This is a genomic window from Pseudoalteromonas sp. 120-MNA-CIBAN-0494 (assembly GCF_040308885.1).
GTDB classification, from domain to species: Bacteria; Pseudomonadota; Gammaproteobacteria; order Enterobacterales; family Alteromonadaceae; genus Pseudoalteromonas; species Pseudoalteromonas nigrifaciens.
The window spans coordinates 48,802-61,932 of record NZ_JBEOOE010000020.1 but is presented as its reverse complement, the minus strand read 5'-3'; the positions used below and the strand labels follow the sequence as shown (position 1 = coordinate 61,932).

Annotated in this window: 9 protein-coding genes; 4 read left to right on the top strand and 5 right to left on the bottom strand. The window is 40.1% G+C overall.

Annotated features, from left to right (window positions below):
• Positions 1-450: 450 nt before the first annotated feature.
• On the bottom strand, positions 451-1,308 hold the full coding sequence (locus AAEY55_RS12500) for a tetratricopeptide repeat protein (RefSeq protein ID WP_041454532.1): 858 nt from the start codon (positions 1,306-1,308) through the stop codon (positions 451-453).
• Between the two features lie 113 nt (positions 1,309-1,421).
• On the opposite strand from AAEY55_RS12500, the gene AAEY55_RS12495 reads away from it, so the two are divergent.
• Complete coding sequence (locus AAEY55_RS12495) at positions 1,422-2,732, top strand: amidohydrolase (protein WP_350551591.1); 1,311 nt, start codon at positions 1,422-1,424, stop codon at positions 2,730-2,732.
• A gap of 25 nt (positions 2,733-2,757) precedes the next feature.
• On the opposite strand, the gene AAEY55_RS12490 is transcribed toward AAEY55_RS12495, so the two are convergent.
• From AAEY55_RS12490 to pomA, 3 genes are all read right to left on the bottom strand, one after another.
• Positions 2,758-4,698: a DNA topoisomerase III gene (locus AAEY55_RS12490; protein WP_350551588.1), complete on the bottom strand. Its 1,941-nt coding sequence runs from the start codon at positions 4,696-4,698 to the stop codon at positions 2,758-2,760.
• 202 nt (positions 4,699-4,900) lie between these two features.
• Positions 4,901-5,821, bottom strand: a complete 921-nt coding sequence (locus tag AAEY55_RS12485; RefSeq protein ID WP_011329012.1) for a flagellar motor protein MotB — start codon at positions 5,819-5,821, stop codon at positions 4,901-4,903.
• 2 nt (positions 5,822-5,823) lie between these two features.
• Positions 5,824-6,591 (bottom strand): flagellar motor protein PomA, encoded by a 768-nt coding sequence (gene pomA, locus AAEY55_RS12480; protein WP_041454537.1) that lies wholly within the window; start codon positions 6,589-6,591, stop codon positions 5,824-5,826.
• A gap of 268 nt (positions 6,592-6,859) precedes the next feature.
• Between pomA and AAEY55_RS12475 the strand changes: the two genes are divergently transcribed.
• From AAEY55_RS12475 to dxs, 3 genes are all read left to right on the top strand, one after another.
• A complete protein-coding gene (locus AAEY55_RS12475) occupies positions 6,860-7,102 on the top strand; it encodes an exodeoxyribonuclease VII small subunit (protein WP_011329014.1) in 243 nt (80 codons plus the stop codon).
• A 2-nt stretch (positions 7,103-7,104) separates the two neighbouring features.
• Positions 7,105-7,992: a (2E,6E)-farnesyl diphosphate synthase gene (gene ispA / locus AAEY55_RS12470; protein WP_011329015.1), complete on the top strand. Its 888-nt coding sequence runs from the start codon at positions 7,105-7,107 to the stop codon at positions 7,990-7,992.
• 112 nt (positions 7,993-8,104) lie between these two features.
• Positions 8,105-9,967: a 1-deoxy-D-xylulose-5-phosphate synthase gene (gene dxs / locus AAEY55_RS12465; protein ID WP_179807526.1), complete on the top strand. Its 1,863-nt coding sequence runs from the start codon at positions 8,105-8,107 to the stop codon at positions 9,965-9,967.
• Positions 9,968-10,037: 70 nt separating this feature from the next.
• Here dxs and AAEY55_RS12460 read toward each other — a convergent pair whose 3' ends face one another.
• On the bottom strand, positions 10,038-13,124 hold the full coding sequence (locus AAEY55_RS12460) for a diguanylate cyclase domain-containing protein (RefSeq protein ID WP_350551583.1): 3,087 nt from the start codon (positions 13,122-13,124) through the stop codon (positions 10,038-10,040).
• Positions 13,125-13,131: the final 7 nt, after the last annotated feature.

Below are 13,131 nucleotides of genomic sequence, written 5' to 3'. Positions count from 1 at the left end.
TTAGAACTCAATCTGTACGAGTGCCCACACAGATGATTGCTTTATATTGTTAAAGAACGTTTTGAGTCGCTTTAGCGCCTCAAGGGATGCGTATAATACATCCTTTATTTTTCGAGTCAATACTTTGTTTTAAACTTTCTTTCGACAATTTAAAACCGAAGTTTTATTTAACTCTCTGAGTAGTTCGCGTCTCGCTATGCGTTGACGTTTCCCGTCTCAGTGGGGTCGCATTATAGGGATCCGCAGATTTTACGCAAGCGTTTTTATCGCCTTTTTTGCATTTAATTTTTACCCCAAAGATACACAAGCCAGGCTCACAGGTTACCCACAAAACCCTGTGGATAACTTCGCTTTTTATTCCTTAAACAAGCTTACTGTTATATTGCTATAAACTTAAAAATGTAAAAAGCACCTAGGTAAGGTGCTTTTAAAAGTAATAGTTATTAAGTTTTAGTACAAAATACTATATAACTTGCGACGATACTTTGCTGCAAGTGCATCACCGTCGGGTAAAGAGGCAATAATAGCTAAAAAACTTGGTTTTGCTTCGTTAAAATTCAGATCTTTTTGCAGCACTGTAAATAGTACATCTAATGCTTCTTCTTTTCTGCCGGCTTCATTGAGTAAAATACTTAGCTCTTCTTTTAATTCTAAGTCATTTGGGTACTTTTCTACTTGTTGTTGCTTTTCTTTAATCTCTGGTGAATCTTTTGCTTCAAGCGCAGCTTCGCATTTTGCTTTTATATTATTAAAGTAAGCATCTTGCTCTTGTACATCTATTGTATTAATTAGTGCTTGCGCTTCATCTACTTTATGAATTTGAATACATATATCTGCAAGTACTAATTTAATACGCGCGTTGCTGTTGTCAATTTCATAAGCTTGCTTTGCATAATTAAACGCGGCATTTAAATCTGACTTTAATAATGCTTGCTTTGCTTGCTCTAATAGTAAGTCTTGTTGAGCGGGTAAATGTTTAGCTAATGCTTCACGAATTTTCGCTTCAGCTTGGGCACCCGATAATACATCAACGGGCGCTGAGTCTTTTAACAACACCAGTGTTGGTAGTGTTTGTAAACCAACTTGCTGTGCTAATTGCGAAGCCAGAGCTTGCTCGGCATCGCAATCTAAATTTGCTACTACTATATAGTCGTTATATTCAGCGGCTAATTTATCTAATATTGCTGCCTGGTTAATACATTCAGGACTTTGCGCTGAGTAGAAGTTTAGCAGTACCAACTTTTGTTGTGATGTTTCGCCGAGTACTTGCTGAAAATTTTGCGCGTTGATACTAACTATGTTGCTCATTGAATTGATTGCCATATTCATTTATTTAGGTTTTTATATGGTGCTGAACATAATTATTACAAGTCATATATCTAAATCACTTGGATATACATTTATCTCAATAAGGGAAAATCATGAAGTTAACTTACTTAGGCACAGCGCTATTATTAGCTAGCCCTCTATTGGCGGCTAAATCATTAGACTTAAATTTACATAGCAGCATGCCAGCCATTGAAAGCTTTTACCTCGATCTGCATCAATCACCCGAGCTTTCGTATCACGAGCAACAAACCGCAAAAAAAATAGCAGCGCAGTTAAACAAGCTTGGTTTTGAAGTTACAAGCAATGTAGGTGGTTTTGGCGTTGTAGGCATTTACAAAAATGGTGATGGCCCCACAGTAATGATACGTACCGATACCGACGCCTTACCTATTACAGAACAAACAGGTAAGGCGTATGCTTCTAAAGTAACAGTAATAGACGAGCACGGTGCAAAAGTAGGTGTTATGCACGGCTGCGGTCACGATATACATATGAGCTCATTCATTGGTACTGCTGAACAACTAATAGCTCAAAAAAATGCATGGCAAGGCACGCTAATGATGGTGGCACAACCCGCAGAAGAAGTAGGCGGTGGCGCTAAAGCCATGCTAAAAGAAGGCTTATTTAGTAAATATGCAAAACCTGATCACATAATTGCGCTACATGTAAGTGCAAGTGTGCCTGCCGGTAAAGTTGCGATGAAAAACGAATATACTATGGCCAGCGTCGATTCTGTTGATATAACTATAAAGGGTAAAGGCGGACATGGAGCTTATCCGCATACCACTATTGATCCGGTTATTATTGCTGCGCGCACTGTGCTTGCACTGCAAACTATTACGAGTCGTGAGCTTTCACCATTAGAGCCATCAGTTATTACTGTTGGATCTATTCATGGTGGCTCAAAACATAATGTAATTTCTGATGAAGTAAAGTTACAACTTACATTAGGCAGCTATAACCCTGATATTAGAAATGCACAAATTGCAGCAATTAAACGCATTACCGCCGGTATTGCACAAAGCGCAGGCCTTGAGGAAGCGCTCTACCCTAAGGTGCAAGTACATGAAGATGAGTCAATTCCATCTACATATAACAATCCGGCACAAACCAACCTTGTGCGTCAAAGTATTGCCAGCGCTATTGGTGATGAAAATGTGCTTGAAACCCTCCCTGTAATGGCAGGTGAAGACTTTGGCTTATATGGCCGCACTGACGAAAATATTCCTATCACACTATTTTGGCTCGGTGGCGTTAACCAAGCAAAATATGCAAGTGCAATAAAAGCGGGCAAAACATTACCTTCACTGCATTCAAGTAAGTTTGCCCCAGACTATAAAGTCGCACTACCAACTGGCATTAAAGCCATGAGTAATGCAGCGGTAACTTTGTTTAATCAATAGTTTTATTTAAATAATAGCTCTGTAGTTAACCTGTAACAGAGCTTTTTTTATAACTCGACTTTTTATAAGGCGTTTTTTGGCCACGTTTAACAAAACGCTTTTTAGCTGAAGTTTTAGGCAGCTTTGCAAATACATTGCTATCGCAATTTGCAGCTTGTTGTACAAAACTATTTAAGTCGGCAAGTAAAGGCTGTAAAAATTGCTGATAGCTCATTACTTGCTGTGCAATATCACCTAAGCTCGATTCCCATTTAGCGGTTAAATCGGGGCGAACTAAACCTTGCGGCAGCACGCTAATAAGTGCAATCCCGGTTTCGGTTGCTTTAATTAATTTGCCTTCACGTTTTAAAAAACGGCGTTTAAATAATAATTCAATGATCCCCGCTCGCGTTGCCTCTGTGCCTAAGCCATCGGTGTCTTTAAGTACTTTTTTTATCTGTGGATCTTGTACATAGCGGCTTATGCCTGTCATGGCTGCAAGTAAAGTCGCATCACTAAAGTGCGCTGGCGGAGAGGTATATTTTTCAACAACCTCCCCTTGCGAGCAAAAAAGTAACATGTCTTTTGTTAAAGGCGGTAGCGTGGCTTCATCTTTCAATTCAGACTTACCCATTAGCACCTTAAAACCCAAGCTTACATCTTGCTTTGCATTTGCTTTAAATAACCCGCCAGCAATAGTTATCTCTGCTTTAGTTTCGTTGTAAATATAGTCGGGATAAAACTGTATTAAATAATGACGACATATTAATTGATAAACCTTTGTCTCATCGCTACCTAAACTTGCCGACTTTAACTGTTTTGCCGTAGGGACAATGGCGTGATGCGCAGCCACTTTTGAATCGTTAAAACATTTACTACGTTTTTTACTATCAGCTGCTTTTACTAACTCAACACCTTGCCCGCCATTAGTGCTTATAGCTTTTAAAATAGCAGACGCATCTTGGTGATGATCATTAGGTAAGTAGCGGTTGTCTGAACGCGGGTAGGTAATTAACTTATGACGCTCATAAAGAGTTTGGCATATATCCAGCACCTTTTGCGCTGGCATAGCAAATGCTTTTGCCGCGTCTATCTGCAAAGCAGATAAGTTATAAGGCAGTGGCGCAGTTTGTTTTTTTTGCTTTTGTTCAAGCGCCGTTAGCTCAGCATTTTGCTGTGTGATACGCGAGGCTACGTTTTCAGCCAATGCTTTATTTAATACTCGCCCTTCTTCGTCTTGATAAGGCTCACATGCCTTACTGGGTATCCATTTTGCACTAAATGATTGTTTTTCGGGGGTGACTAAGTGGGCTAATACTTCATAAAATGGCTTCGATACGAAATTTGCTATGTCATTATCTCTATTAACCACCAAGCCAAGTATGGGTGTTTGTACTCGTCCCACAGAAAGTACGTTACCAAACCCAGCTTTTTGCCCTGCTAAAGTATAAGCGCGGGTTAAATTCATACCAAACAACCAATCAGCACGAGAGCGCGCTAAGGCTGAAACGCTCAACGGAATAAACTCACGGTTAGATCGCATAGTCGTTAATGCTTTTTTTACTGCAGCTAAGTTTAAATCACTAATTAATAAGCGTTGAATATGCTGCTTTTTAGTTTTACTTATTTTGGCTTCTTCAATAACTTGATCGACAAGTAATTGCCCTTCTCTATCGGGATCACCTGCATGCACTAGTGCTGTAGCCTGTTTGATTAGCTTTTTTAACACAGTAAGTTGCTTGCGAGTTTTAGTTTTTGCTTTTAATTGCCACTGCTCAGGAATGATAGGTAGGTGCTCAAACTGCCACTTTTTAAAGCGCTCATCATAGTCATCGGGCTCGGCTTGCTCGAGCAAATGACCAATACACCAAGATACGCAATCACCATTTGCAACTTCAATGTAGCCATCGTGCTTTTTGTGCGGTTTTGGTAACGCGTCGGCAATAGCACGCCCTAATGACGGCTTTTCGGCAATATAGAGTTTCATAAGCAAGCTCTTTTACTGTTTATATACACAGTAGTTTAGCATATCAATTCACAGCGTGGGATGTTTTTATTAAACCGTACTATTTAACAACTCTGAGGTATTTGGCTGAGGTGGTGACTTTTAGTCAATTTTGACTAAAAGTCACCTGAAATCAATTACACTTAGTTTGCTTAAACCAAGTGTGTTTTTAATAAAATGACTGCTACCTTACATCGATAGGATCAGACTCTTTGGCTTTTCCTTGTAAAATAGATATTTCAACGCGACGATTACGACGGCGATCTTCATTGCTGTCATTTGGCACTAACGGCCGGGTTTCAGCACGCCCTACTACCATCATTCTATTTTTATCAAATCCAACTACTTTTTGCAGCTCACTAGCTACTGCAACTGCACGCTTAGATGAAAGATCCCAGTTATTAATATATAACTCGTTTGAAACCTGAAAATCGTCGGTATGCCCCGACACAGTAATTTCTCCAGGCACATCTTTTAATAGCACGCCAATTTCTTGAATAATGGGTTTAAACTTAGGTTGTAAAAATGCACTACCCGAAGGGAAAGAGCCATTTTCGCGAATACGAATAATTATTTGCTGCCCTAATGATTCAAGCTCTATGGCACCATCAATTATTTGTTTTTCTAATTGCTGGGCAATTTTTTTAACTAAGTCGTTTGTTTGCTGTTGATCGGCCGCTGAAATTGCTTGCTCCGATGCTTGCTCTTTGGAAGTACTACGCGACTCGCCACCACGTTTATCGCCCCGCTGCTCTTGCCTTCCGCCTGCTGAACTTTCATCACCTGCCTGAAACTCTAACATTTGCTGGGTCATTTCTACCGTTTGCTGTTGAATTGTTTCAATTGGGGTAGGCTCTGGCTTGCCCGGAGTAAACTCCATAGCAATAACTGATGTGCCTTTGGGAATATCTTTAACTTCTATTTTATTTTGTACACCAAATGCAAATTTCATCGAACCGGCAATTTGTTTAAATTTAAGTACATCCATTTCAGAAAACGCAAGCAAGAGCACAAAAAAGCACATTAATAGCGACATTAAATCTGCGAATGTCCCCATCCACGCAGGTAAACCTGGGGGTGGGCACTTGCACTCTTGATCAGACATAGTTAATCCTCAGTGTTTACTTTACGTTTTGATTCAGCAAGATAGTTTTTCAAAATACCTTCTATTACTTTTGGATTTTGACCATCTTGAATACCTAAAACCGCATCTAAAATTAAACGTTGATTCATTGCCTCTTCGTCTTTACGCAGCTCCAATTTTGTTTGAATAGGAATAGCGACTACGTTAGCTAAAAATGCGCCGTATAATGTGGTTAACAATGCCACCGCCATAGCCGGACCAATTGCTTTAGGATCATCCATATTAGATAACATCGCAACTAAGCCTATTAAAGTGCCTATCATTCCCATTGCTGGGGCTATATCACCCAAAGATTTAAATAAAGTAGCACCCGACTCATGCCGTGCTGTAGTTAATGAAATATCTTTTTGCAGTGTGGCCCGCACTACGTCTGCGTCGTGGCCATCTACTAGCATGTCAACGCCTTTGCGCATAAATGGATTCGGTATTTCTGCCTCTTCAAGTGCTAAAAACCCGCCTTTACGTGCTGAATCTGCAAGTTCAACTGCTTTTTCGATTAACTCTTCTGGCGACTCAAGCTTAAACATAAACGCTTTGGTAACCACCTTACCTATGCCAAAAAACTGTGACATAGTAAAGTTTGATAAAACGATAAATAATGAACCGCCAAATACGATTACAACAGAGGGCGTGTTGTAAAACATAGCCATTTCACCGCTACTACTCATAAACATGGACATGACAATTAAGCCAATTGCGCCAAGGATCCCAATAATGGTTGCTAAATCCACATTCCCTCCAAAGGTTTTTGCTTTTATATGCAAACGTTTGTTATTAATTGTTTATCGGCAAGATACTGAATTGCTTAAGCCATTTTTTATAGATAAACATAAAAAGCTGGATTAAGCACTATTCTAGATCAACTTGTGTAATCTATCTAATTATCAATTTTTTAAAACATAAAGCGTTTATTAACGAAAAAACCATTTCATCCTTTGACCTAGTTTAGCATTCCCCCTAAAATTGACTTCTAAATTTATTATGTAAGTTGAAATAAAGATGGCGACTAAAAAACCTGAAAACTTAAGTTTCGAGCAAGCACTAGAAGAATTAACAACAATCGTTAGTGAAATGGAACAAGGTGATTTATCGCTTGAGCAGTCATTAAAACAGTTTGAGCGTGGCATTGCTTTAGCAGGCGCATCGTCTAGTAAGTTGCAACAAGCTGAGCAAAAGGTGGCTATTTTAATGGGCAAAGATGAGAAGTCTGTATTAACCGACTTTGATAATGATATGGAATAGCCGTGACTATTAAAGAACTTATTACACATGCTCAAACTGATGTAGCCAATACTCTTAACCTTTATTTTGACCAATCGCTTAATACTGACGAGACCATAAAAGCCGCCACCCATTATAGTTTAATGAATGGCGGCAAAAGATTGCGTCCTTTTTTGGTTTACGCAACGGGTAAAATGCTCGGCGCAGATAAACAAGATTTAGACGTACTTGCTGCAGCTATAGAATGTATTCATAGCTACTCGTTAGTTCACGATGACTTACCAGCTATGGATGATGATGAATTACGTCGCGGACGCCCAACCTGTCATATCGTGTACGGCGAAGCACACGCAATTTTAGCCGGTGATGCACTGCAAGCTTTAGCATTTGAGTTAATAGCCAAGCATAATTTTAACTGTAGTGCTCAAGCTCAAGTTAAAATGATTGCTGAACTGGCACATGCCTCTGGGTTACAAGGTATGGTGGCAGGCCAAGGGCTTGATATTGCAGCTACTGATAAAGTAATAACCGTGGCTGAACTTGAGCGTATTCATAAGTTAAAAACCGGTGCGCTAATAAGCTGTGCAATTACACTGGGGGCTTTGTGCTCGAACAATGTTAGTCAAAACACGTTAGAAAATTTAGCCACTTTTGGCTATGCCATAGGGCTTGCATTTCAAGTACATGACGATATTTTAGACGTAGAAGGCGATACCGTTACTTTAGGTAAGCCTCAAGGGTCAGATATCGCTGCGAATAAAGCGACATATCCCGCTTTATTAGGTATGCTAGGCGCTAAAGAAAAAGCGCAAAACTTAATACAACAAGCCCATGCAGCGTTAGCAAATATAGACGCCGATACCAGTGCTTTAGCGTCACTAGCTAACTATTTAATTGAACGTGACCACTAAACACGGCTTAAACGTATTGCAACTTAGCACTAAAATTATTACTGAACATCAAATAACTCAAACAACGCGTTTGCACAGTTAGTTGATGTTAGCGAAGGACATATATAAAACCATGACACTTGATAGCAGCAAGTATCCATTACTTAATTTGGTTAACGAACCAGCCCACTTGCGAGACTTAGCACAAGATAAGCTTCCTGCATTTAGCCATGAGTTGCGTGACTACTTACTCAACTCGGTATCGCAAAGTAGCGGGCATTTAGCGTCTGGTTTAGGTACCGTAGAGCTCACTGTGGCACTACATTATGTGTATAACACCCCAGATGATCGCCTTGTATGGGATGTAGGCCATCAAGCTTACCCACACAAAATACTCACCGGGCGTCGCGATTTAATGCACACCATTCGTAAAAAAGATGGCTTGCACCCTTTCCCATTTCGCGAAGAAAGCCAATACGATACGTTTAGTGTGGGCCATTCTAGTACCTCTATTTCAGCTGCGTTGGGCATGTCTATTGCTGCGCAAAAAGAAGGTAAAGGACGCAAAACGGTTGCCGTTATAGGTGATGGTGCTATTACAGCAGGCATGGCTTTTGAAGCCATGAACCACTTAGGTGATGTAAAATCAGATATGTTGATCATTTTAAATGACAACGAAATGTCGATTTCTGAAAACGTTGGCGCGTTAACAAATCACTTTGCCCGTATTTTATCGGGTAGCTTTTATACTAACATTCGCGAAGGTAGTAAAAAACTACTCTCGGGTGTGCCACCAGTTAAGCAACTTGCCAGTAAAATGGAAGAGCATATTAAAGGGATGATGATCCCTGGTACCTTCTTTGAAGAATTAGGCCTAAATTATATTGGCCCAATTGATGGCCATGATGTAAACATGTTAGTAGATACGCTGCGTAATATGCGTAACTTAAAAGGCCCGCAATTACTGCATATAAAAACCCAAAAAGGCAAAGGGTATAAACCCGCTGAAGCCGACCCTATTGGCTATCACGGCGTACCTAAGTTTGATCCTAATACATCAAGTTTACCTAAATCAAAACCCGGTGCGGCTACATTTTCTAATGTATTTGGCGACTGGTTATGCGACATAGCAAAGCAAGACAGCAAGCTTATGGCGATAACACCGGCTATGCGCGAAGGCTCTGGCATGGTGCGTTTTTCAAAAGAGCATCCTGATCAGTATTTTGATGTTGCGATTGCCGAGCAGCACGCTGTAACCCTCGCTGCTGGTTTTGCTTGTGAAGGCTTAAAACCCGTTGTCGCAATTTACTCAAGCTTTTTACAACGTGCGTACGATCAGCTAATTCACGATGTAGCGCTGCAAAACTTACCTGTGCTATTCGCTATTGACCGTGCTGGTATTGTTGGCGCAGACGGCGAAACACATCAAGGTGCGTACGATTTAAGCTTTATGCGCTGCATTCCAAATATGGTCATTATGGCGCCAAGCGATACAAATGAGTGTCGCCACATGTTATATACTGGTTATCAAGCAAATTGCCCTGTTGCTGTGCGTTATCCGCGTGGTAGTGCTGGTACGGCAGAAATTGCAACTAATATGCAATTACTTGAAATTGGTAAAGCCGATGTTGTTAAGCAAGGTGCTAAAGTGGCTATATTGTCATTTGGTACATTACTTGAAAACGCGCAACTAGCAGCTGATGAACTCAATGCGACTTTAGTTAATATGCGCTTTATTAAACCGCTTGATACTGCGTTACTCGATGAGTTAATAAACAGCCACAATGTAATAGTAACGCTTGAAGACAATGCAATTTCTGGCGGTGCTGGCTCTGCGGTTAATGAGTATTTAGCAACGCAAAAAGCACAGGTTAGCATTCTTAACTTGGGTATCCCTGATGAATTTATTAAGCACGGTACACAAGACGAAATGCACGACGAAATGGGCTTAGGCGAGCAAGGAATATTAACTGCTATCAAAGCGTTTATTAATTAACCTCCTACTCATTTAAAGCATATTAAAAAAGGAGCCTAGGCTCCTTTTTTAATATCTAAATATTAGTTACTTATCGCATCCATACTTTAATATCAGCTAAACCATTGGCTTGTAGCAAGCCTATTTGCTGTTCAACATTAGGGTTTTGCTCAAACTCAAACGCATCTAACTGCTCATCAAAGGTAATGTTAGCGACCCCATCGCCACCGCGTTTTTTAACTTGATGCAGTGCAATATCAGCTAAATTAATCGAGGTTTCCCAGCTAATAACTTGGCCACCTAATAGTGGTAGCGGATAGAACGACCAACCAATTGAGGCTGAAATATGAGTGCTTTTACCGTTTGGCAATTGAAATGCATGTTCGGAAATTCCTTGGCAAAGATCCGACACATAGCTGTCAATTAAGTTACATTTAAAGTCACGTAATAAAAGTAAAAACTCATCGCCGCTCCAACGTGCCACATAATCTGAGCCCTGAGTACGCGAATTAAGTAATACCGCCATTTGCTGCAAACAACTATCTCCGGCAATTGGCCCATACGCATCGTTAATACGGCTAAAGTTGTCTAAGTTTATAATTAATAATACTAGCGACTTGCCCTGCGCTTGCAGTGATTGTGAGTTACGCTGAAAATGTTCAATATCTTTAGGTAGTTGGTCGAACAAAAAGCGGCGACTACGTAACCCTGTAAGCTCATCTGAATGGCTCACTAGCTTAAGCTGTGAGTTAACTTTATTAAGCTTATCGTTTGCTTGGCGAAGCTCTAAGGTACGATCAGTGATCAACCCTTCTAACACTTCTTGTTTACGGCGCTCTTGCGCTCTAAATACCCAAAACACTAAATAAAACAATAAAACAAAACCACTGGTGATCAGTAATCTAAAGTAAATTGTTTCGTCAAAACGCTCAGGTACTACAAAAGCGTAATCAACAGATTGGGCTATGTTCCAATCCTCGCCTTGGCGTTTTGTTTCTAACTGAAACAAAAAAGAACCGGCTGGAAGGTTGGTATAAATAGCTTCGCGGCGAGTATTCGCGTATCGCCAGTCAGTATCTAAACCATTTAATTTATACCTAAACTCAATACTATTTGGCGCGTAATAATCTATGGCTGTGTATTTTAAAGTAACATCGCGCTCGTCTATTTTTAATCGCGGTTTATTACCTAATGCAGCAGTGGTTAAACTACGTAATGGTGTAGTTAATGTTTCTATTTTAGGTTTTAAACCACGTAAACCAAACAACTCAACGCTTTTAGGTATTTCAACTACACCTTGTAAACTGGGATACCAAATAGAATTGTTCATATCAACAACCGCGTCATGCCCTAAGCCATTACAACATTGGCTGGCTTTACCATCGAGTTGGCGGTCGAACGAGGAAATAACTTCTTCAACTTTTAAGCTTTGGATCTGCGTTTTAAATTGATCTACCGGCATCCGATAAACACCTTTCATGGTGCTTACCCATATTCTTTTTAATTTTTCATCGTACTTTAAGCTAAAAATAGAACCATAAGGTAAGCCATTTGCCGCATCTAACTGCTGCCATTGTCCTTGTCCACTACGATAGAACAAGCCATCGTTTAACGAACCAACTAATATCCCAACTCCATCTATATGCAAAATACTGGTTACATAAGCACTTTCTAAGGTAGTTTGGTCACCTATTTTTTCTATTCCTCGGTCTGTAAAGTAATACGCACCTTTACTAGTACCAATAATGCCAAAATTTGGGGCATCTAATACAAAAGTAATAAACTTACTGCCTAAAAATGCATTATAAGCAAAGGGTCTTAAACCACTATAATTGAGTCTATACAATCCTCGGCCGGTACCAATCCAAAATCCGCCTCGGGTAGCTGAGCTAATCGCAAATACCGGGTTGTCGTTTAATACGCGCCCAGGAAAGCTGTAAAGAGTGTCGTCTTCATAAAAGAATAACCCACGCCCAGTAGCAATATAAAGCCGATCGCCATCAAACTGTAAATCATGCACCGAGGCATGCCCATACTTGCTACTGTTTATTATATTAATAAAGTTTTTATTGGTATCAAAGTAACCAACACCGCTTTTGTTAGCAATCCACAGTTTGTCATCGGGTGATTTACTAATCGCCATTACCGTTTCAGTCATTTTAGAAATTGCCGAGTGACGTTCAATACGGCCTTCGTGAGCAAGCCATAAACCTTCACTAAAACTGGCTAGCCAAACATTATTTTGATCATCGCGAAACATGTCAGCAAACCAAATACTTTGATCTAACTGACTTGGCTCAACCCATTGCCAATCACCTGACTTGCCACGAAATAATAAACGCCCATAAGTAGATACCCATAAGCCACCATTGGTGTCGCTCATAAATTTATAAACTGCAGAGTTATTCACATTAGGCAGTGGGAAAGAACGTAGTTCGTCATCTAAATCTAAAAAATAAGCACCCAACTCAGAGGCTAAATATAAATTACCATTTAAAAAAGAGAGATCGTGCACTATGGTTTGCGCTAAGCTGTCGGGTAATGACACTTTGGCAGTAAGCTCTAAGCGTAATTTAGAAAAGTCGGCAGCGCTTTTTGTCAGGCGCAGTAAATGTCTGTCGTTTACTAACCAAATACCTTCAGGTGCGAGCGCCATTTTGCTCACAGAGCCAACTATTTGAGTAATAACAGTGGGATTAACTATGGGTGATGGCTCATTAGTTTGATCGCGTAAATCAACCAAACTACGATCAACATAATACAGGCCATTAGCGGCTATCCAAATACCGCCTTTAGAGTCCTCTAAAATATCTCTAACCGGGCCTTTAATATTAAACTCTTGTGCACTAAGTGTTGCAGGGTCAATAACCACTAACCCATTTTTGGTGCCGATCCACAAAAAGCCTTGGCCATCTATTAGTAATTTATTAATACCATTACTTGGTAAAAAAAGACTATTTTGCGTGTTGTAGTTGGTAAAAGTATTGCCGTCAAAACGACTTAAACCAAATTGAGTTCCCAGCCACATATAACCTTGCTGGTCTTGCACAACACTTTTGAGTGATTGCGAGGGGAGTCCATCTTTAATATTCCATTGTTTAACTACGTAATCAGTAATTGAGGCCCAACTTGGCATAGCACAGGTTAGTAGTACAAAAACTAGTAAAAATCGCATCATATTGCTG